Raw genomic sequence first — 20,138 nt, 5'->3', positions numbered from 1 at the left:
TGGCCGCGCGTTCGCTCTGGACGGCCCTCCGAGCCGCCCGCAGCCGCTCTCAGCCGCCCTCAGCGGCCCTCCAGCAGGCGCTCGCCCGGGACCGCCTCCAGCCCGTGCGCCTCGGCCACGGGAACGCTGGTGAGGTGGCCCTGATGGGTGTTGAGGCCGCGGGCCAGCGCCGGATCCGCCGAGAGGGCCTCCCGCCAGCCCATGTCGGCGATCGCCAGGGCGTACGGCACGGTCACGTTGGTCAGCGCGTACGTCGAGGTGTGCGGCACGGCGCCCGGCATGTTGGCGACGCAGTAGAACACCGAGTCGTGCACCCGGTAGACGGGGTCGTCGTGGGTGGTCGGGCGCGAGTCCTCGAAGCAGCCGCCCTGGTCGATCGCGATGTCGACGAGCACCGAGCCCTTCTTCATCCGGGACACCAGCTCGTCGCTGACGAGCTTGGGCGCCTTGGCGCCGGGCACGAGCACCGCCCCGATCACGAGGTCCGCGTCGAGGACCGCCTTCTCGATCTCGTACGCGTTGGACGCCACCGTCTGGCAGTGCCCCTGGTAGACCAGGTCGGCCTGGCGGAGCCTGTCGATGTTCCGGTCGAGCAGCAGCACCTGGGCCTGCATGCCGAAGGCGATGGCCGCCGCGTTCATTCCGGACACGCCCGCGCCGATCACCACCACCTTGGCCGGGTACACGCCGGCGACGCCGCCCATCAGCACTCCGCGGCCCCCGCCCTGCCGCATGAGGTGGTAGGCGCCGACCTGCGGGGCAAGCCGTCCCGCCACCTCCGACATGGGCGCGAGCAGCGGCAGCGCGCCGTCCGCCGTCTGCACGGTCTCGTAGGCGATCCCGGTCACGCCCGAGTCGAGCATGGCCCGCGTTCCCGCCTCCGACGCCGCGAGGTGCAGGTACGTGAAGAGGACCTGGCCCTTGCGCATCCGCCGATACTCGGCGGGCACCGGCTCCTTGACCTTCAGGATCAGCTCGCCTTCGGCCCAGACGTCGTCGGCCGAGTCGAGGATCACGGCTCCGGCGGCGGCGAAGTCGGCGTCGAGGATCGCCGAACCGGTGCCGGCGTCCCTCTCGATGTAGACGTCATGGCCGTGCCGTACGAACTCGTGGGCCCCGGCCGGCGTGAGCGCGACACGGTACTCGTGGGTCTTGATCTCACGGGGAACTCCGACCTTCATCGCTCCACTCTGTGGGCGTCGTGACCAGTACGGCAGACCGCAACGCGCAAGCATTTGTCGGGCATTCATGACAAATTGTCAAAGATGCCGGAAGCTGGACGGCGCATGGTCGTCCGATTACCTGCCCTTGGCATACGTCGGTAGGCTCTGCGAGCGATGGCAGGGATCGAGGTGGGGATGCAGAACGCGCCCGTGCCGGGTGATGAGGAACCCGTGGCCCCAGGCGGAGCCGAGCAGACGCCCCCGGGTCCGAAGACGCCCGAAGGTCCTCCGGCACCGGACGATCTCCAGGCGACCCGGGGGACGACGGTGGCGCTCGTCGTCGCCCTCGTCCTGGTCGTCGTGATGACGGGCGTCCTGGGCGCGGTCGCCATCCTCATGACCCGCAACCCCGACGCGCCGCCGCTCTCGCAGACGCCGGTCCGCCACCTCCAGGTCCCCATGCACTTCGCACCGGTCACCGGCGTGACCCGTGCGCCGTGCGCCGACGCCGACGCCGTCCCCGACAGCGCGGGCACCAGGTGCTACCAGCTCGATCCGGGGGTCACGGTCGCCACGGTGCAGAAGATCGAGCCGGTCCCGGAGCGCGACGGCACCTACTCGATCCGCCTGGTGCTCGCCCCGGACAGCCGCGACCAGATCGCCGAGCTCACCCACGAGACCGTCAAGCAGCAGCTCGCCATCGTCGTGGCGGAGAAGGTCGTGGCCGCTCCCCGCGTCGCCCAGGAGATCACCCAGGGCAGCCTCAGTATCGCGGGCTTCACCAAGGCGGAGGCCGACGCACTCGTCTCGACATTGACGGGCGCCATGCCGGGGCAGCAGCCCGCCGTCCCGCAGACCAGCCCCTCGCCTCCGGCCGGGCAGCAGCCGACCACCGGCGGCAGTACCGGCACAGGCACCGGAGTCGGCCAGCCGGGTCAGACCCAGCCTCTGCAGACCCAGCCCGGCGCTCCGCAGGACGGCGGGGCCAGGCTCGGCGAGGGCCAGCCGGGCGGTCTCGGGGCCGGTACGGCACAGCCGACGCCGGGCCAGACCGTCAGGCCCGTCGGCCAGCGCACGGCGGGCACCACCCGGTTCGCCAACTGCAAGGAGGCCAAGGTCCACGGCCAGGGGCCGTTCTTCAAGGGCCGGCACCGGCAGTACGACTGGTACACCGACGTCGATCACGACGGCGTCGCCTGCGACCCCGACGACCTCGTCTGAGCGGTGACCCGGACCGGGGGTCCGTCACCGATGCGTGATCACGTACGGTCTTCTCCCACGTCAGCCCGCGTCGCCGGGAACCTCTGCATGATCACGACTGGCGTTTGCGCAGGTCGCCTCGGCTTGCCGGGAGCCCGTGCATGATCACGCCGGGGTGGGGGTGGCGGCGGGGAGGGCGATGTCCTCGGGGCGGATGGGGACGCGGGGCAGCTCCAGGCCCGTCGCGGCCCGTACGGCGGCCGCCACGGCGGGCGTGGAGGACAGCGTCGGAGGCTCGCCCGCGCCGCGCAGGCCGTACGGCGCGTGAGGGTCCGGGTTCTCCAGGATCGACAGCCGCATCGGCGGCATGTCGAGGATCGTCGGGATCAGGTAGTCGGTGAACGACGGGTTGAGCACCCTGCCGTCGCGGACCTGGATCTCCTCCATGAGGGCCAGGCCGAGGCCCTGCGCCGTGCCGCCGTGGATCTGCCCCTCCAGGGCCAGGGGGTTGAGGATCCTCCCGACGTCCTGGACGGCGGCCAGCTCGACGACCTTGACCAGGCCGAGCTCGACGTCCACGTCCACGACGGCCCGGTGGACGCACAGCGCCAGCTGGGTGTGCGAATCGCCCTGACCGGTCACCGGGTCCATGGGGAACGTCGGCCGGTGGCGGTATTCCCGCGTCTCCTCTACGGGGCCGAACCGCTCCAGCAGCTCCTCCAGGCTCAGCCCCGGGCCGTCCGCGTGGAGCCTGTCGAGACGCTCCCGTACGGCTTCGCAGGCCGCCTTGACCGCGCCGCCCGTGACGTAGGACTGGCGGGACGCCGACGAGGAGCCGGCGGAGCCGACCGAGGTGTCCGCCGGGGCGACCGTCACCTTGTCGATGCCGAGCTCGGTGCGGGCGATCTGCTCCTTGACCGTGATCAGCCCCTGCCCCACCTCGGCGGCGGCCGTGTGCACGAGCACGTGCGGCTCGCCGCCGAGGAGCTCCACGCGCACCCGTGCGGTGGAGTAGTCGTCGAAGCCCTCGGAGAAGCAGATGTTCTTGATGCCGACGCCGTATCCGACGCCGCGCCGCACACCCTCACCGTGGGTGGTCTGCGCGACGCCGCCGGGAAGGGACCGCAGGTCCGGAACGGCGGGAGGCTCGGTGCTGGAGAGCCTGGTGACTGCGGGCCCGATGATGGAGGGCCCGATGATGGAGGGCCCGGTGATGGAGGGCCCGGTGATGGAGGGCCCGGTGATGGAGGGCCCGGTGGTGGAAGGCTCGGGCAGCGGCATGGCGGCCAGCTCGCGGAGCATGCCGGCGAGCGGCGCGGGGGAGTCGACGACCTGCCCCGTCGCCAGCCGGGAGCCCTGGGAGACGGCGTTGCGGATCCTGATCTCGACCGGGGACAGCCCGCACGCCTCGGCCAGCCTGTCCATCTGCGACTCGTAGGCGTAGCACGCCTGGACGGCCCCGAAGCCGCGCATCGCCCCGCAGGGCGGGTTGTTCGTGTAGACCCCGTAGGCGTCGATCCGGACGTTGTCCACCTCGTACGGCCCGACGCCCAGCGACGCGGCGTTGCCGACCACGGCGGGAGACGTCGAACAGTACGCGCCGCCGTCGAGGAGGATCTCGGCCCTGACGTAGACCAGCCGCCCGTCGGCCGTGGCGCCGTGCTCGTAGCGCATCCACGCGGGGTGGCGGTGGACGTGCCCGAAGAACGACTCCTCCCGGCCATACACGATCTTGACGGGCCTGCCGGTCCTGAGGGCCAGCATCGAGGCGTGGATCTGCATCGACAGGTCCTCGCGGGCGCCGAACGCGCCGCCCACCCCGGCGAGCGACAGCCGCACCTTCTCCTTGGGCAGGCCCAGGCAGGGCGCGACCTGGTCCTGGTCGACGTGCAGCCACTGCGTGGCGATGAACAGGTCCACGCCGCCGTCCTCGGCGGGCACGGCCAGGCCGGACTCGGGGCCGAGGAAGGCCTGGTCCTGCATCCCGACCTCATACTCGCCGGTGACGACCACCTCGGCCGCGGCCCCGTCCGCCATGCGGGCCTCCGGCCCGGCGTCACCCACTCGGACCGGCTGGTGCCGTACGAGGTTGCCGTCGGGATGCACCGGCGGGCAGGACGGGTCGAAGGCGGCCCGGCGGGGATCGACGACCGCCTCACGCGGCTCGTAGGCCACGACGATGGCGGCCGCCGCGCGGCGGGCCGTCTCCGGATGGTCGGCGGCGACCAGCGCCACGGGCTCGCCCTGGTACCGCACCTGGTCTACGGCCAGCACCGGCTGGTCCCGGCGATCCAGGCCGTAGAACTTCTCGCCCGGCACGTCCTCATGGGTCAGCACCGCGAACACACCAGGCATGGCCAGCGCGGGCCCGATGTCGATCGAGCGGATCCACGCGGACGGGTGCGGGCTGCGCAGCGTCGCCCCCCACAGCATGCCGTCCAGCCAGAGATCCGAGGAGTACGCGAACTCGCCCGTCACCTTGAGCGTGCCGTCTGGGCGGAGCACGCTCGCGCCGACGCCGGAGCGCGACCCGGAGCGCGACTCGGTCTGGATGCTGGTCACGTGGGCAGTACATCAACCCCGGCCGTCCGGGCCCAATGGGCGGCGGCATGAAACCCGGCGGTGGGGCGTGGCGCTGATTGTAGATTTCTCCAAATACGCTAAGTCGTGTGCTCTTGAGGGATCTGCTCGCCGTCGCGGAGCTCCGGCTCGCCCTCCTCACGGGCGACGACCGGCTCGACCGGGAGATCTCCGGCGTCCTCATCACCGACCTGCCCGATCCGGGGCGGTACGTCTCGGGCGGTGAGCTCGTCCTCACCGGCCTGATGTGGCGGCAGGAGCCCGCCGACTCGGAGCGGTTCGTGGACGCCCTGGTCAAGGCGGGCGTGGCGGCGCTGGGGGCGGGCGACGCGCGGCTCGGCCTCGTCCCGGACGACCTCGTGGCCGCCTGCCGGGACAGGGGCCTGCCGCTGCTGGAGGTGCCCGTCGAGGTGCCGTTCGGGGCCGTCACGGAGATCGTCGGGAGGCGGCTGGCCGGAGCTCAGGTGGGCGATCTGCGCGGCGCGCTCGGCCGCCATCGCAGGATCGTCGCCGCCGTCGCCGAGGGCGCGGGGCTCGACGAGCTGTTCTCGCTCATGGCGAGCGAGCTGGGCGTCACCGGGGCGGTGATCTCCGCGTCCGGTTCGGTCATCGCGGGCGAGCTTCCGGAGGGCCATGCCGTACGGCTGGCACGGGAGTATCTCGCCGCGGTCCGTCTTCCCGCCGTGGTCGGGGTGAACGGCCCCTTCACGGTCTTCGCGGTGGACCGCTCGCACCGGGCGGCCGGATGGGCGCTGGCGTGCCGGGGCGAGCTGGACGTGGAGGTCGGGTTCGAGCTGGCCTCGTGCGTGGCCATGGAGCGGACCCGGATGGAGGAGGGCCGCCGGGTGGAGCGGCGGCTGGCTGAGCAGCTCATCGCGCTGGCCTGCTCGGGGGCCCCCGACCTCTCCGAGCTGTCGGCCCGGCTCCGGACCTGCGGCATCGACGCGGCCGAGCCGTACGTCGTGGTGACCGCGACGGCGGCGCGGCGGAACGCCACGGAGGGCCCCGACCCCGCCGTGCTGGGCGGCCAGGTGGTGGAGGAACTGCTGGACCGCCAGGTGGTGGCCGCCGCGGGGGCTGACGGGTCGGTCGCGCTCGTGCCCCTGCGCGATGACGGTACGGCCGGCGCCCTGGCGGCGGGGCTGCGGGAGCGTACGGCCCTGCTGACCGCCGGGCTGCCGGGGACACGGGTGTCGATCGGCGTGAGCGGAGCCCTGACCGGCCCTTCGGCGATCCGGGGCGGGGTCGAGGAGGCCGGCCACGCCAGGCGGCTGGCCGACGCGCGCGGCGGGGGAGTGGTGACGAGCGACGAGATCTACACCCACGCCCTGCTGCTGGCGACCGTGCCCGGAGACGTCCGGCGGTCGTTCGCGGAGCGGCTGCTCGGGCCGCTGTTCGACTACGACCGGCGGCATCAGGCGGAGCTGGTGCGGACGCTCGGCTCGTTCCTCGAGTGCGCGGGTTCGTGGAACGCGTGCGCGGAGCGGCTGCACGTGCACGTCAACACGGTCCGCTACCGGATCCGCCGGGTCGAGGAGCTGACCGGCAAGGACCTGTCGTCGATGGCCGACCGAGTCGATCTGTTCCTCGCCCTCCGAGCGTCATAACGCCTGGACCGATGCCGAGCCCGACCCACGCGGGTGCGGCGTGCCCGGAGCCGTCCGGCCCACGCCCTGGCGGCATCGACACTTCGTTAGGTGCGGCCATCCGGAACGTCATCCCCGGGTCAGGGGTCACCAGGCTGACAGACCCGGGGAGGACTAGGTGGGCTCGTCAGAGCCTTCTCGTTGTGAACTCGGCGTTGCTGAATAACGAGTCAGCAGCAGTAGTCATTCGCCACTGCGAGTGATGACGGGGAGGCACTCGCCGCCGTAACATTGCCGACAGTGGCCAGGCTGACCGACACAAGGGCAGTCAGGGCAAACAGTACAAGGCGGCGCATTAGGGTCTCTTTCGTGAGGGATCGACGGTCGGGCCTACATCTTCTCAAGGGGTGCGTGTGACCAGTCAAGGTATGGTCGGTGAGCGGATCAAGTTGATCCGCAGGCAGCGTGGTCTGTCCCAGGCGCAGCTCGCCCATCCTGAGTTGTCCGATAGCTATGTTTCTCTGATCGAAAGTGGCAAGCGCACCCCTACTCCCGCCGTGCTGGAGTTGCTCGCCCAGAAGCTCGACTGCTCGCTCACCTACCTCGTCAACGGCGTCACCGCCGAGCAGATGGAAGAGCTGGAGCTGGGCCTTCGCTTCGCCCGGCTCGCTCTGGAGAACGGTGATCTCGCCGAGGCCAGGCGCCTGTACGCGGAGCTCCTCCGGGACAACAGCCTGGCGGGCCTCGCGTCGCTCTGGCAGGACGCGCAGTACGGCTACGCGCTCGCGACCGAGGCCTGTGGCAACCTGCCCGAGGCGATCGCGGTCCTGACCACCCTCCGCCAGGGGGACAACGAGGCGCAGTCCCCGGAGCGCCGCGTCCAGATAGCGATCGCGCTCTGCCGGTGTTACCGCGATCTCGGCGACTTCCAGGCGGCGGTTCACTCCGGTGAGAACATGGTCGGGCTCGCGACGTCCCGTCCGGTCTGGAGCGACGACCTCGTCGAGCTCGGATCCACGCTCCTGTCGGTGTACATCGAGCGGGGCGACATGCTGCGCGCGCGGCAGTTCGCCGGTGAGCTGCTCTCGGCGGCCGAGGCGCTCGGCTCCCCGCGCTCCATCGCCGCGGCGTGCTGGAACGCCGCCATGGCCGCCGACGCGGTCGGATCCGGCGAGGAGGCGATGTCCCTCATTGAACGGGCGCTGGCCGTCCACTCGGAGAACGGCGAGCCGCGCAACCTCGCCCGGCTTCGCTCCGCCTACGCCAAGCTCCTGCTGCGGGTCCGGCCGGCCGAGGCTCTCGCCGCCAGGGACCTGTCGGTGCGCGCGCTGCGGGAGCTCAAGGAGTCGTCGGCCGGAACGGGTTCCATCGCTCGCTGCGAGCTGAACATCGCACGCGCCGAGATGGCGCTGGGCAACCCCGACAAGGCCGCGGAGCACGCGCTGGTGGCTCGCGAGATGGCCGCCGACGGGACCCAAGTCGCCGTGCTCGCCGACGCGCGGCTGGTTCTCGGCCAGGCGTACTGGCTCCAGCGGAGGGATGAGGAGTCGCTGGCCGAGCTGGGCGCGTCCACCGAGTCGCTGGAGCGCCTTCCCACCACGCGCAAAGCGGCCGAGAGCTGGCAGGCCGCGGCGGAAACCATGGGACGTCTGGGAGATCACGACGCGAGCATCGCCGCGTACCAGCGAGCGCTTGCCTGCGCTGGACTCTGAGCCGGGTCATCGGCGTCGCCGGGCGTTCCGACGTCTTCCGACGCGGGGTATGGACCGGACCCCCGCGTCGGTAGCCTTGGTAGTGCCATGAAGAAACCTCCGATCGCCGCCGTCATCGCGTTCGTCGTGACTCTCCTGCTCGGTACGGCACTCGCCCTGCCGGCACAGGCGCACACGTCGCTCAAGAGCAGCGACCCGCAGAAGAACGCGCAGGTGGAGACGCTGCGCAAGGTGACCCTCGAGTTCACCGAGTCCGTGCGTTTCCCGGTCGTGATCGTGCGCGGTGCGAACGGCGACCGCTACGAGAGCGGCGACCCGGTGGTCAACGGGCCGAAGGTGAGCGAGGCCGTCGCGGACGGTGTGCCCCCGGGCAGGTACACGATCGCCTGGCGGGTCGTCTCCGAGGACGGCCACCCGGTCGAGGGGGAGATCCCCTTCACCGTCGTCGGGGCGAAGACGTCCTCGCCGAGAGCCACGGCCTCCCCGCCGCCGGCGGCTGAGGCTTCCGCTCCGCCCGCTCCGGCCACCACCGCCGGGGCCGCCAAGGACGCCGACGACGCCGGGGACGACAGCCCGAAGATCCCCGGCTGGCTCTGGGCCGTGGTCTTCGGACTGGCCGGCATCGGCATCGGGATGTTCCTGAGCGTGCGGAAGAAGCCGTGATGCCGTGAACAGGACGCTGCGCCTGACCGTGGCCGCGCTCTGCGCGGCGGCGGGAGCCTTAGTGATCGGGATGGTCGCCGGAGGAGCCGCCACCCCGCGGATCATTCCCGGCCTGCCCGACGAGGGCATGCTCACCCGCTGGGTGCTGCCCTTCTCCAAGCTCGCCGTGGACGTCTCGGGCGTGCTGACCGTGGGCCTGCTGGTGTTCGCCGCCGTCTTCCTGCCCAGTGACAAGGGCCTGCTGGGTAAGCCCGCCCTGGGCTACGTCAAGGCCGCCTCGTGGACCGCGCTGGTCTGGGCCGTCGCGGCCGGCTCCTCGCTGATCTTCAGCCTGTCGGAGGCGCTCGGCCTGCCGGTCGGCGAGATCCTGGGCGGCAACTACCTGACGAGCTACGCCAGCCAGATTCCGCAGGGCATCGCGCTCACCCTCGTCGTCCTGTTCGGCGTCGCCATCGCGCTGTTCGCGCGCGGCGCGATCACCGTCGGAGCCGCCGGGGGGCTCCTGGTCTTCGCGCTGGCGACCCTGCTGCCGCCCGCCCTGACCGGGCACAACTCCACGTCGCCCAACCACGGCCTGGCCACCACGTCGGTCGCCTTCCACCTGGTCTTCCTGGCGCTGTGGGTGGGCGGGCTGGGAGTGCTCTGCGTCCACGCCCTGCGCGGGGAGCGTCAGCTCGACGTGGCCGCGGCCCGGTTCTCCACGATGGCGCTGTGGTGCTTCGTGGGCGTCGGGCTGTCCGGCGTCGCCAGCGTGCTGGCCCGGCTCGCGTCCGTCAGCGCCCTGTTCACCTCGGCCTACGGGCTGATGCTGCTGGCCAAGACCGCCGCCTTCGTCGTGCTCGGCGTGGTGGGGTACCGGCATCGCGGGAGGACACTGCCGCGGGTGGCCAAGGGCGAGCCGCACGCGTTCCTCCGCCTCGCCCTCGGAGAGATCCTGCTCATGGCGGCCACCGTCGGCCTCGGCGTGGCGCTCTCGCGGACCGCCCCGCCGGCGATCAAGCCGCCGACGGACCGGGCCTTCGAGCTGCTCGGCTACCTGGTTCCCCCGCCGGTCTCGCTGGGCAACCTGCTGACCCTGTGGTGGTTCGACCTGTTCTTCGCCGCCATCGCGGCGACCCTGGCCGGGCTGTACGCCGCGGGGGTCGTGCGGCTCAGGCGCCGCGGCGACAAGTGGCCGTGGGGCCGCACCGCCAACTGGTTCCTCGGCGTGGTCATCCTCGTGCTGGCCACCCAGAGCGGCGTGGCCCGCTACGCGCCGGTGCTGTTCAGCGTGCACATGACCGAGCACATGGTCCTTTCCATGCTCGTCCCGATCTTCCTGGTGCTGGGCGCGCCGATCACCCTCGCGCTGCGCGCGCTCAAGCCCGCCGCCCGTCGGGGCGACCGGGGGCCGCGCGAGTGGATCACGGTGATCCTGCACAGCCGGGCCGCGAAGTTCATCGCCCACCCCGCCATCGCCACGGCGATCTTCGTCGCCTCGACGTACGCCCTCTACTTCACGCCGCTGTTCGCGTCCGCCATGGAGGAGCACCTCGGGCACATCGCGATGACGCTGCACTTCCTCCTCAGCGGCTGCCTGTTCTTCTACGTGATCATCGGGGTCGATCCGGGGCCGCAGCGGCTGCCCTACGTCGGCCGCCTGCTGCTGCTCCTGGTCACCATGCCGTTCCACGCGTTCTTCGGGCTCGCGCTGATGAGCATGGGCACGGTCCTCGCGTCGAGGTGGTACGACCAGCTTGGCCGTACGTGGGGGGCGTCCTCGGTGTCCGACCAGCAGACCGGTGGCGGGATCGCCTGGGCCTTCGGCGAGATCCCGACGCTGATCGTGCTGCTCGCGCTCGCGATCCAGTGGTGGCGTGACGACGACCGGGCCGCCCGCCGCGCCGACCGCCGCGCGGACGCCGCGGCGGCGAAGACCGGGGGCACCGGCGACGCCGAGCTGGACGCCTACAACGACTACCTCGCCAAGCTGAACAAGAGGGACGCGGCCGCCGAGTAGAGTCCCAGGCCCATCTCGTCCACGGCGATTACCACGCCACCCCCGGGGGTAGCGTGGCGACTCCGAGAACGGGAATCACCCAAGGGATACGCGGCATCCCAAGCGGGCGGGCCCGTGCGGCGGGTCAGGAGGGTGGGGATTGTCCGAGGAAGTTCGCCTTCGCAAAGGCGAGGGCCTCACCCAGGCACTGGAGGACTACCTCGCTGACTGGACCGAGAGGTCCGGCATCGTGGTGGAGACCTGGGCGCTGCCCGCCGAAACCGTGCCCAGGCGCCTCGCCCAGGCCGTGTTCGCGACGGTCGCCGAGGCGCTGACCAACGCGGAACGGCACAGCGGCGCCACTCACGTCTCCATCGCGGTGACGCTCGGCCGGAGTGGCCTGCGGCTCACGGTGAGCGACGACGGCGCGGGGTTCGAGGTGGACAGGCCCGGCAGGATAGCCGGGAAGGGGCTGGCCGCCATGCGCGCCCATTTCGCCGAGGTGGGCGGCACGCTCAGGATCAACAGCGTCCCCGGAGGCGGCACCACGATCACCGGCGTCATCCCCGTATGACTTTCGCCGAGCCTGACACTCAGGGCGGCGTGAACTCGGGGCGGCGCCGGGGTCAGGGCAGCGTGAGGATCTCGTGACCCGAGTCGGTCACCAGCACCGTGTGCTCGAACTGGGCGGTCCGCTTGCGGTCCTTGGTCACGGCGGTCCAGTGGTCCGGCCAGATCTCGTATTCGATCGTCCCGAGCGTGAGCATCGGCTCGATGGTGAACGTCATGCCCGGCACCAGGGTGACCGACAGCGACGGGTCGTCGTAGTGGGGGACGATCAGGCCGGAATGGAACGACGCCCCGATGCCGTGGCCGGTGAAGTCGCGGACCACGCCGTAGCCGAAGCGCTTGGCGTACGCCGCGATCACCCGGCCGACGATGTTGAGCTGCCGTCCGGGGGCGACCGCCTTGATGGCCCGCATGGTCGCCTCGTGGGTCCGCTCGACCAGCAGGCGGGACTCCTCGTCGACGTCTCCCACCAGGTAGGTCGCGTCGGTGTCCCCGTGCACGCCGCCGATGTAGGCGGTGATGTCCACGTTGACGATGTCGCCGTCGTTGAGGACCGTGTCGTCGGGGATGCCGTGGCAGATCACCTCGTTGATCGAGGTGCACAGCGACTTCGGATAGCCGCGGTAGCCGAGGGTGGACGGGTACGCGCCGTGGTCGCAGAGGAACTCGTGGCCGATCCGGTCGAGCTCGTCGGTGGTCACACCGGGGGCGACGTGCCTGCCGACCTCCTCGAGGGCCTGGGCGGCGATCCGGCCCGCGATCCGCATCTTCTCGATGGTCTCCGGGGTCTGGACGTCGCTGCCGCCCTTCTTCGGTTCGGCCTTCCCCACATACTCCGGGCGCTCGATGTTGGCGGGGACCTTGCGGGTGGGCGAGATTCGCCCGGGCCGGAGCAGCGTCGTCATGCCGACAAGTCTAGTTGGGCTTTCACGGGGCAGGATTAGCGGCGTGAGCGATCAATGGTGGTTCTGCCTCAAGCACATGCGCGTCGAGCCCGAGAAGGGCTGCCCCAACAAGGACCGGCTCGGCCCCTACGAGACGGAGGAGGCGGCGGCCAATGCCCTGCAGACCGCCGCCGAGCGGAACAAGGCCTGGCGGGAGCAGGACAAGAAGTGGGACGACGACTGACCCCACCCCCCGCGTGATCATGCACAGGTTCCCGGCGACATGGGACGACGTGGGCGACCCCAAGACGTGATCATGCACCTGTTGCGGTCCTTGGATGACCTTTCAGGCCGCCGGCTCCAGCGGTCCCTCAGCGCGGTCGCCCCGTACGGGGCCGCTCCAGCCTGCCCGGGCCCGCTCCAGCGGGTGTCCGGGCCCTCCCTTAAGCCGGTCCTCGTCCCGCGCCCGTCATGACAGGTTCAGAGTCCGGTTCGGCGGTGGGCTCGGTGGCTGGTTCGGTGGCGGAGCCGGCGGTGTGTACGGCATCCGGCTTGGCTGTTGCTCCGGCGTCCGGGCCGGTGACGGGTTCGGTCGCCCCGGCGTGCCGCCCGGCCGCCCGCCGCGCTACGAACCGGCCGACGGTCACGACGCCGATGCCGCTCCACACCATGTTGAGGATCGCGGACGGCCACGCCGCGTGGTAGGCGCTGTTGACCATCAGCGTGGCGGCTCCGCCGAAGTTCAGAAGCTGGTACGGCAGCCCGTTTCCGGACATCTTCCCGGCCGACACCATCGCGTAGCCGTACAGCAGAGCGATGGCCCCGAAGGTGCCAATGATGGTGACAAAAGTAGACATTCGTGGTCACTCGCTACCGGGAAGGCTGTTCATGCCTTAATGATCCCGCCGGTCCCAACTGAAGTGCAAGTGAAGAGTTCTTAAGTGTCCCGTAAGCTGATCTGCATGGAGATCGACCCCCGGCGGTTGCGGGTCCTGCACGAGGTCTTTCGCAGGGGTGGAGTCATGAAGGCCGCCGAGGCGCTGCACCTCACGCCGTCCGCGGTCTCCCAGCAGCTCGCGCAGTTGGAGCGGGAGGTCGGCCTGGCGCTCGTCGACCGGTCGCAGCGCCGTGTCACGCTGACCCCGGCCGGGCGCGTGCTCGCGGCCTACGCCGAGCGGATCGAGGAGCAGCTCGTCGAGGCCCGGCAGGAGCTCAACCGCTTCACCGAGCGGTTGTCCGGCCCGGTCACGATCGCTGCGTTCCCCACGGTGATCCGCCACCTCCTCGTGCCCGCGCTCCGCGAGCTCGCCGTACGGCATCCGCGGATCACACCGGTCATCCACGAGCGGTTCGGACCGCCGGCCGTGCAGGAGCTCCGCCTGGGCGGCGTCGACCTGGTAGTGACCGAGCGGGACATGAGCCAGCCGGCCTCCTCGCTGCCGTCGATGTCGCGGCACCCGCTGTACGACGACGAATATCGCATCGTCGCCCCACCGGCCTGGGCGGACATTCCCTGCACCGTGGACGACCTGGTGGACCTGCCCTGGGTGGCGGGCGTGCCCGACCAGGCGTGCGGCCAGGCGCTGGAGCGGCTGGCCCAGCTCCATGGATTCGCGCCGCGCCGGGTGCATGTGATCGCCGAGTTCCCGCCCGTGCTCGGGCTCGTGTCGGCCGGTCACGGGGTGGCCATCGTGCCCTCCCTGGCCCTTCTCGACGTGCCGCCGGGCGAGGTCGTGGTGACCGGCATCCGCGGCGTCGGATCCCGCCGGATCGAGGCGCTGACCCGCGTGAGCCGTACGACGTCGGGGGAGCCCGACCCCGTGCAGGCCGTCGTGATCGAGGTCTTGAGGGAGACCGCGGATGGGGTCGCCAGGCGGGTCGGCGAGCTGAGCCGTTCTCCGGAGGTCCCCGCCTGATCGTGTCCCCCGCGCACCTGCCACGTGATCATGCACATGTTCCCGTACGCACCGTCCCACCTGGCGCTTTGGGTAGCGTGATCATGCATGATGAGGATGCGCCTGACGGACAGACACACTGCATGATCACAACGAGTGTCGGCGCTGATCAGACCGCGTGCGGCGGAATCGATGCATGATCACGACGCGGGAAGCTCCACGTCCCTGGGCTTCCCGGGAAACCCTGCATGATCACGGCGATGGTTGGATGGCCGGCGCTCTAGTCGGGGACGCGGGGGCCGGTCACGCGCTCGGCCAGCCGGGCGAGGCGCTCGCGCAGGCGGAGCCGCCGGACCTCCCCGGCCGCGGTGCTGACCAGGTGTTGCGCCACGTCGAAGCTCACCGGCCCATCGTCGGACGGTACGGCTATCGCGTCGTGCGCCAGCGACTCCAGCTCGGGGTCGCCGCCGTCGAGGGCGAGGATCGTGGCGCCTGTACGGCGGGCGTCGTCCACGCGCTCCAGCAGCGGCACGGGCGCCCGCCGCTCCGCCACGACGAAGAGGGTCTCCCCGCGGCGGGTCTCCTTGAGGCGGTCGAGCCCCACGCGCAGGTGCGGCGGCGCGTTCTCGGGAGGCGTCCAGCGCAGGAGCGTGGGGGAGAGCTGGGACAGGCCCGACAGCCTCGCCTCGTCGGCCAGGTGGGCGGTGACGTGCCAGGGCTCGTCCTCGGGCGTGCCGACGACGAGCAGCCCGCCCGACGAGCGGGTGGTCCGGAGGGCCAGGCCGAGCTCGCGGGTGCGCTCGACCCAGCCGGTCGACGCGAGCACCTCGCGGAGCAGGCTAACCGACGCAGCGTCCATGTGGTCATGGTGCCTGACAAGGTGCGGTGAGGTCGCGGCAATTGGGTTCTTGACACGAGGTTACCTCCGGGTAACGATCTGCCCACGGCGCCGTTGTTGGAAAGTGATCCAATAGCCGGAGGGCGGCTCAATGAACCTTCGTGTTCGTGCCACCATGTCCATGATCCTGTCCACGGTCGGGGCTCTCCTACTGCTGCCCGCGCTGGGCGGCACCGCGCGATCCACTGCGGCCGGCGACGTCGTCGAGGCCCGGCCCACCACCGTCTACCTGGCGCCAGGGAAGCTGCTGGAGGTGCCGGTGAAGACCTGGCACATCCTCTACCGGTCCACCTCGGCGACCGGCGCGGCCGACGTCGTCTCGGGCACCCTGCTCGTCCCCAACTCCCCCTATCCGCTCGGCAGGCGCCCGATCGCCGGGTACGCCGTGGGAACCCACGGGATGGGGGACCAGTGCGCCCCCTCGGCCGCCATGGCGAAGGGCACCGAGGCCGAGCTGGCGTTCGTGAGCCTGATGCTGCTCAAGGGCTGGGCCGTCGCCGTCACCGACTACGAGGGCCTCGGCACGCCGGGCGACCACACCTACATGGCCGGGATCTCGCAGGGCCATGCCGTACTCGACGCGATCAGGGCGGCGATCAGGTTGCCGGAGGCGAAGCTGTCCGGGGACGCCCCCGTCGTGGTCATGGGCTACTCCCAGGGTGGCTCCTCGGCGGCGTGGGCCGCGCAGCTCCAGCCGTCGTACGCCCCCGAGCTGCGGCTGAAGGGGGTCGCGGCGGGCGGGGTGCCGGCCGACCTCCAGGCGGTGGCCGACCATCTCGACGGCACGGGCGACTTCGGGCTGGCCGCCGCGGCCGGCGTCGGGCTGGACGCGGCCTACCCGGAGCTCGCGCTGAGCAGCTACCTCACGCCGGAAGGGGCGGCCCTCTTCGACGACGCGCGTGACGACTGCCTGGCCGAGCTGAGGTCCAAGCTCGCGGGACGGCACTTGAGCGACCTCACCACCACCGACGTCATGCACCGGCCCGACTGGCAGGCGCGGCTCCGGGAGAACCGTCTCGGCGCGGCCTCCCCGAGGGTGCCGCTCTTCCTCTACCACGCCAAGGGCGACGAGATCATCCCGTACGGCGTGGGCAGGACGCTGCGGGACGAATACTGCGCGCGCGGGGTGAAGGTGCTGTGGAGCGGCCTCCCGGCGGGGAGCCACGTCCTCGGCGCCGTGGAGGGCGGCCCGCTGGCCATCGGCTGGCTGGCCAACCGGGTGCTCGGCCTTCCGGCGCTGACGAACTGCTGAGGTGCCGCCCCGCCCCGGGGGACCGTCGACCGGGGCGGGCTGGCATCATCTGTCCCATGGCTGAGCACAACGACCTCCCCGACGTCACCACGCTGTCCATCGGCATCCTGGGCGGAACGGGAGACCAGGGCAAAGGACTGGCCCACCGGTTCGCCCAGGCAGGGCACACGGTGCTGATCGGCTCCCGCAGCGCCGACCGCGCGCGGGAGGCGGCGGACACCATCGGCGTCCGCGGCGCGGAGAACGCCGCCGTCGCCGCCGAGGCGGACATCGTGATCGTCGCGGTGCCGTGGGAGGGGCACAAGGCCCTGCTGGAGTCGCTGCGCGAGCAGCTCGACGGGAAGATCGTCGTGGACTGCGTGAACCCGCTCGGCTTCGACAAGCAGGGCGCCTACGCGCTGCCCGTCGAGGAGGGGAGCGCGGCCCAGCAGGCGGCGGCCGTACTGCCGGGCAGCCGGGTCGTGGCGGCCTTCCACCACGTGTCGGCCGTGCTCCTGCTCGACCCGTCGGTGGAGAAGATCGACCTTGACGTGCTCGTGCTCGGGGACGACCGGGGGGCCACCGACACCGTGCAGGCGCTGGCGGGCCGCATCCCGGGAGCCCGGGGCGTCTACGCCGGACGGCTCCGCAACGCCCACCAGGTCGAGGCGATGACCGCCAACCTGATCTCGATCAACCGCCGCTACAAGGCCCACGCGGGGATCCGGGTCACCGACGTCTAGGCCACCCGGGCATTCATCTGATCTTCACCGTGGAGACGTTCGCGTTCACTACTTTCAGGCGCTGTCCCCCCTCTGAAAGGTTCCAAGGTGCTACGTCCCATCTCCGCAGGTCTGGCGCTCGCCGCAGCGGTCGCTCTCTCGGTTCCCGGCACGGCTTCCGCCGACCACGCCAAGGGGCCCGCCGTCGTCGCCGACGCGACCCTCCCCGCTCCGCCGCTGAAGCAGGTGCAGCCCGCCATCGCCGACGACCACGGCATCAAGCTCGGCGGCGTCGGCAGCGGCCTGTTCCCCGCAGGGGAGCCCGGCGAGTTCTGGATGGTCACCGACCGGGGCCCGAACGGCCAGCCCACGGTCAACGGGGAGAAGCGCCGCACGTTCCCGGTGCCGGAGTTCGACCCGGCCATCGTGAAGGTGGCGCTCAAGCACGGCAAGGCCAAGATCAAGAAGTACCTCCCGATCGTCGGCGCCTCGGGCAAGGGCGTGACCGGCCTGTCCGACCAGGCGGGCCACGACGAGACCCCCTACACGTGGGACGGGCTCACCGCCCTGCCGTACAACCCGAACGGGCTGGACACCGAGGACCTCGTGCGCACCCGCGAGGGCGACTTCTGGCTGGTGGACGAGTACAGCCCGTCGCTGCTGCACGTGTCGCGCAAGGGCCAGGTGCTGGAGCGGTACGTGCCGAGCGGTCTCAACCTGACCGGCACGGACTACCCCGTGAAGGACACGCTGCCCGCGATCCTGGCGAGCCGCCAGCAGAACCGGGGCTTCGAGGGCCTCGCCATCTCCGCCGACCAGCGCACGCTCTTCCTGGCCGTGCAGAGCCCGCTGGCCAACCCGGACAAGAAGACCGGCAAGAAGTCGCGCGTCGGGCGCATCCTCACCTTCGACCTGCGCAGCCGCACGGTCACCGGCGAGTACGCCTATCAGCTCGAGGACGTCACGACCTTCGACCCGAAGGTGAACGGCGACCAGAGCGAGATGAAGATCTCCGGGCTCGCCTACGCCGGCCGTGGGCGGCTGCTGGTCGACGAGCGCACGGACAACGTCGCCCGGATCTACCAGATCGATCTGTCCAAGGCGACGAACCTGCTGGGCGGCCCCTTCGACTCCCCGGCGACCACGCCGTCCCTTGAGGCGCTGACCGACCTGTCCGCGATCACCCTCCCGGTCAAGTCGCTGGTCCTGGAGCCGAACACGCTGATCCCCTCGCTGCCGGGCAAGATCGAGGGCGTCGCCGTGCTCGACCCGTGGACCGTCGCGCTCGCCAACGACAACGACTTCGGCCTCGGCGACTTCGACTCGAACGGCAAGCTGATCGACAGCGGCGTGCCCAGCCGTGTCGTCATCGTCAAGCTGGCCAAGCCCCTCGGCCGGTAAGAGACAATCCCTTGTAAAAAGGTAGGTTTTATGGGTTAAATGGCGATGAGGAGGGACCATGACCGATCTGGATCTCATCGCCGATGTGTTCGTGGCGGGCGGCGGCCCGGCGGCGGCCTGGGCGGCGCTCAAGGCGGCCGAGGCCGGGGCCGACGTGGTCGTCGCCGACAAGGGGTACCTCGGGACGAGCGGCGCCACGGCGGCGGCGGGAACCGGCGTCTGGTACGTCCAGCCGGACGCCGCCGCCCGCGAGGAGGCCATGGCGAGCCGTGAGGGCCTGGGCGGCTACCTGGCCGACCGGGGCTGGATGGCCCGGGTACTCGACCAGACCTACGCCAACATGAACGAGCTGGCCACTCTCGCCCGCTACCCGTTCCCCGTCGGGGAGGACGGCAGGCAGATCCGGCGCGGTCTCCAGGGCCCCGAGTACATGCGCCGCATGCGCCTGCGGGTCAGGCGGGCAGGGGTGCGCATCCTCGACCACAGCCCCGTGACGGAGCTCCTCGTCGACGGCGACGGCGCGGTGGCGGGCGCCGCCGGCCACCGCCGCCAGCACGACCAGCCCTACCGGGTCCGGGCGGGCGCCGTGGTGCTGGCCACCGGCGGCTGCGCCTTCCTGAGCAAGGCGCTGGGCTGCGACGTCAACACCGGAGACGGAGCGCTGTACGCGGCCGAGGTCGGCGCGGAGATGTCGGGCATGGAGTTCTCCAACGCCTACGCCATCGCGCCGGAGTTCACCTCGGTCACCAAGACCGCCTTTTACTCCTTCGCCACCTTCTACCACGAGGACGGGACAGTCCTTCAGGGCGCGGGGTCGCACAGCCGGTCGGTCATCGCGCGGGCCCTGCTGAAGGAGCGGGTCTTCTGCCGTCTCGACCGGGCCGACGCCGGCGCCAGGGCCGCGATGCGGCTGGCCCAGCCGAACTTCTTCCTGACCTTCGACCGGCTCGGCGTCGACCCCTTCACCCAGCTCTTCCCGATCACCCTGCTCGCCGAGGGGACCGTGCGCGGCACGGGCGGCGTTCGCGTCGCCGGCGACGACTGCTCGACCTCCGTGCCCGGCCTGTACGCCGCAGGGGACGCGGCCACACGCGAGCCGATCTGCGGCGGCTTCACCGGGGGCGGCAGCCACAACGCGGCCTGGGCCATGTCGTCCGGTACGTGGGCCGGGGTCGGGGCCGCCCGCCACGCCCGCTCCCTCGGCGGCCGGGCGGCGAGCCGTACGGTCAGGGGCGCGGGCGGCGCGGGACTACGGCCGACCGGCACGTCCCCGGCGGACACCCACCGTGAGATCGTCGCGGCGGTCCAGGCGGAGGTCCTGCCGTACGACAAGAACTATCTGCGGCACGGCGACCGGCTGCGTCCCGCGCTGGCGGCCCTCGACGGCGTGTGGGCCGAGGCCAGGCGGTCGCTGCGCGCCGACGGGGCCGACGCGATCAGGGCCCGCTCGGCCGCGGCGATGGTGGCGCACGCGCGCTGGATGTACAACGCCGCCCTCGCGAGGACCGAGACGCGCGGCATGCACAAGCGCGAGGACTTCCCCTCCCAGGATCCGGCGCAGCACCACAGGCTCCTCACCGGCGGCCTGGACGAGGTGTGGACCGCGCCGGAGGCCCCGGCGGCCGTGGCGGTGGCGTCGTGATGGAGAGGGCGTC

Annotated in this window: 17 protein-coding genes; 12 read left to right on the top strand and 5 right to left on the bottom strand. The window is 71.4% G+C overall.

All coding sequences use genetic code 11. The features are described 5' to 3' along the window. Positions 1 to 59: 59 nt before the first annotated feature. Entirely contained in the window at positions 60 to 1,181 is a 1,122-nt protein-coding gene (gene ald, locus ABH927_RS25730) for an alanine dehydrogenase (protein WP_370025590.1), read from the bottom strand. A 156-nt stretch (positions 1,182 to 1,337) separates the two neighbouring features. On the opposite strand from ald, the gene ABH927_RS25725 reads away from it, so the two are divergent. Further along, a complete protein-coding gene (locus ABH927_RS25725; protein ID WP_370025588.1) occupies positions 1,338 to 2,384 on the top strand; it encodes a SecDF P1 head subdomain-containing protein in 1,047 nt (348 codons plus the stop codon). A gap of 144 nt (positions 2,385 to 2,528) precedes the next feature. On the opposite strand, the gene ABH927_RS25720 is transcribed toward ABH927_RS25725, so the two are convergent. Further along, positions 2,529 to 4,925, bottom strand: coding sequence for a molybdopterin cofactor-binding domain-containing protein (locus ABH927_RS25720; RefSeq protein WP_370025586.1), 2,397 nt, complete (start codon positions 4,923 to 4,925; stop codon positions 2,529 to 2,531). A 107-nt stretch (positions 4,926 to 5,032) separates the two neighbouring features. On the opposite strand from ABH927_RS25720, the gene ABH927_RS25715 reads away from it, so the two are divergent. From ABH927_RS25715 to ABH927_RS25695, 5 genes are all read left to right on the top strand, one after another. Beyond that, positions 5,033 to 6,550, top strand: coding sequence for a PucR family transcriptional regulator (locus tag ABH927_RS25715; protein ID WP_370025584.1), 1,518 nt, complete (start codon positions 5,033 to 5,035; stop codon positions 6,548 to 6,550). Positions 6,551 to 6,942: 392 nt separating this feature from the next. Continuing rightward, positions 6,943 to 8,241 carry a helix-turn-helix domain-containing protein gene (locus ABH927_RS25710; RefSeq protein ID WP_370025582.1) on the top strand — a complete coding sequence of 433 codons (1,299 nt, stop codon included), beginning with the start codon at positions 6,943 to 6,945 and terminating at the stop codon, positions 8,239 to 8,241. A gap of 87 nt (positions 8,242 to 8,328) precedes the next feature. After that, positions 8,329 to 8,904, top strand: coding sequence for a copper resistance protein CopC (locus tag ABH927_RS25705; protein ID WP_370025580.1), 576 nt, complete (start codon positions 8,329 to 8,331; stop codon positions 8,902 to 8,904). Positions 8,905 to 8,908: 4 nt separating this feature from the next. Continuing rightward, positions 8,909 to 10,903, top strand: a complete 1,995-nt coding sequence (locus tag ABH927_RS25700) for a cytochrome c oxidase assembly protein (RefSeq protein WP_370025578.1) — start codon at positions 8,909 to 8,911, stop codon at positions 10,901 to 10,903. A 139-nt stretch (positions 10,904 to 11,042) separates the two neighbouring features. Then, positions 11,043 to 11,456, top strand: coding sequence for a sensor histidine kinase (locus ABH927_RS25695; RefSeq protein WP_370025576.1), 414 nt, complete (start codon positions 11,043 to 11,045; stop codon positions 11,454 to 11,456). A 52-nt stretch (positions 11,457 to 11,508) separates the two neighbouring features. Here the strand turns inward: ABH927_RS25695 and map are convergent, their stop codons facing one another. Continuing rightward, on the bottom strand, positions 11,509 to 12,357 hold the full coding sequence (gene map / locus ABH927_RS25690; protein WP_370025574.1) for a type I methionyl aminopeptidase: 849 nt from the start codon (positions 12,355 to 12,357) through the stop codon (positions 11,509 to 11,511). A 43-nt stretch (positions 12,358 to 12,400) separates the two neighbouring features. Between map and ABH927_RS25685 the strand changes: the two genes are divergently transcribed. Continuing rightward, complete coding sequence (locus ABH927_RS25685; protein WP_261582799.1) at positions 12,401 to 12,580, top strand: hypothetical protein; 180 nt, start codon at positions 12,401 to 12,403, stop codon at positions 12,578 to 12,580. 199 nt (positions 12,581 to 12,779) lie between these two features. Here ABH927_RS25685 and ABH927_RS25680 read toward each other — a convergent pair whose 3' ends face one another. After that, positions 12,780 to 13,193, bottom strand: coding sequence for a hypothetical protein (locus ABH927_RS25680; protein WP_370025572.1), 414 nt, complete (start codon positions 13,191 to 13,193; stop codon positions 12,780 to 12,782). Positions 13,194 to 13,298: 105 nt separating this feature from the next. On the opposite strand from ABH927_RS25680, the gene ABH927_RS25675 reads away from it, so the two are divergent. Next, a complete protein-coding gene (locus tag ABH927_RS25675) occupies positions 13,299 to 14,252 on the top strand; it encodes a LysR family transcriptional regulator (RefSeq protein WP_370025571.1) in 954 nt (317 codons plus the stop codon). A gap of 259 nt (positions 14,253 to 14,511) precedes the next feature. On the opposite strand, the gene ABH927_RS25670 is transcribed toward ABH927_RS25675, so the two are convergent. After that, positions 14,512 to 15,090 carry a hypothetical protein gene (locus ABH927_RS25670; RefSeq protein ID WP_370025569.1) on the bottom strand — a complete coding sequence of 193 codons (579 nt, stop codon included), beginning with the start codon at positions 15,088 to 15,090 and terminating at the stop codon, positions 14,512 to 14,514. A gap of 130 nt (positions 15,091 to 15,220) precedes the next feature. On the opposite strand from ABH927_RS25670, the gene ABH927_RS25665 reads away from it, so the two are divergent. The 4 genes from ABH927_RS25665 to ABH927_RS25650 all read left to right on the top strand — a co-directional run bounded on the left by ABH927_RS25665 (position 15,221) and on the right by ABH927_RS25650 (position 20,125). Beyond that, positions 15,221 to 16,381 (top strand): lipase family protein, encoded by a 1,161-nt coding sequence (locus ABH927_RS25665; protein WP_370025567.1) that lies wholly within the window; start codon positions 15,221 to 15,223, stop codon positions 16,379 to 16,381. A 56-nt stretch (positions 16,382 to 16,437) separates the two neighbouring features. Further along, a complete protein-coding gene (npdG, locus tag ABH927_RS25660; RefSeq protein WP_370025565.1) occupies positions 16,438 to 17,103 on the top strand; it encodes an NADPH-dependent F420 reductase in 666 nt (221 codons plus the stop codon). A gap of 87 nt (positions 17,104 to 17,190) precedes the next feature. Beyond that, on the top strand, positions 17,191 to 18,483 hold the full coding sequence (locus ABH927_RS25655) for an esterase-like activity of phytase family protein (RefSeq protein ID WP_370025563.1): 1,293 nt from the start codon (positions 17,191 to 17,193) through the stop codon (positions 18,481 to 18,483). Positions 18,484 to 18,541: 58 nt separating this feature from the next. Then, positions 18,542 to 20,125: an FAD-binding protein gene (locus ABH927_RS25650; RefSeq protein WP_370025562.1), complete on the top strand. Its 1,584-nt coding sequence runs from the start codon at positions 18,542 to 18,544 to the stop codon at positions 20,123 to 20,125. The last annotated feature ends 13 nt before the right edge of the window (positions 20,126 to 20,138 follow it).

The organism is Planotetraspora sp. GP83, assembly GCF_041262585.1.
In the GTDB taxonomy this organism is placed as follows: domain Bacteria; phylum Actinomycetota; class Actinomycetes; order Streptosporangiales; family Streptosporangiaceae; genus JAOEGB01.
Note: the sequence above shows the minus strand (reverse complement) of the source record. Positions and strands in the feature narration are given on the sequence as shown.

What these genes read in the sequence shown, in the direction of transcription:
- ABH927_RS25670 (WP_370025569.1), bottom strand. Translation starts at nt 15,090, where the DNA reads ATGGACGCTGCGTCGGTTAGCCTGCTCCGCGAGGTGCTCGCGTCGACC.
- ABH927_RS25705 (WP_370025580.1), top strand. Translation starts at nt 8,329, where the DNA reads ATGAAGAAACCTCCGATCGCCGCCGTCATCGCGTTCGTCGTGACTCTC.
- ABH927_RS25650 (WP_370025562.1), top strand. Translation starts at nt 18,542, where the DNA reads ATGACCGATCTGGATCTCATCGCCGATGTGTTCGTGGCGGGCGGCGGC.
- ald (WP_370025590.1), bottom strand. Translation starts at nt 1,181, where the DNA reads ATGAAGGTCGGAGTTCCCCGTGAGATCAAGACCCACGAGTACCGTGTC.
- ABH927_RS25680 (WP_370025572.1), bottom strand. Translation starts at nt 13,193, where the DNA reads ATGTCTACTTTTGTCACCATCATTGGCACCTTCGGGGCCATCGCTCTG.
- ABH927_RS25675 (WP_370025571.1), top strand. Translation starts at nt 13,299, where the DNA reads ATGGAGATCGACCCCCGGCGGTTGCGGGTCCTGCACGAGGTCTTTCGC.
- npdG (WP_370025565.1), top strand. Translation starts at nt 16,438, where the DNA reads ATGGCTGAGCACAACGACCTCCCCGACGTCACCACGCTGTCCATCGGC.
- map (WP_370025574.1), bottom strand. Translation starts at nt 12,357, where the DNA reads ATGACGACGCTGCTCCGGCCCGGGCGAATCTCGCCCACCCGCAAGGTC.
- ABH927_RS25665 (WP_370025567.1), top strand. Translation starts at nt 15,221, where the DNA reads ATGAACCTTCGTGTTCGTGCCACCATGTCCATGATCCTGTCCACGGTC.
- ABH927_RS25725 (WP_370025588.1), top strand. Translation starts at nt 1,338, where the DNA reads ATGGCAGGGATCGAGGTGGGGATGCAGAACGCGCCCGTGCCGGGTGAT.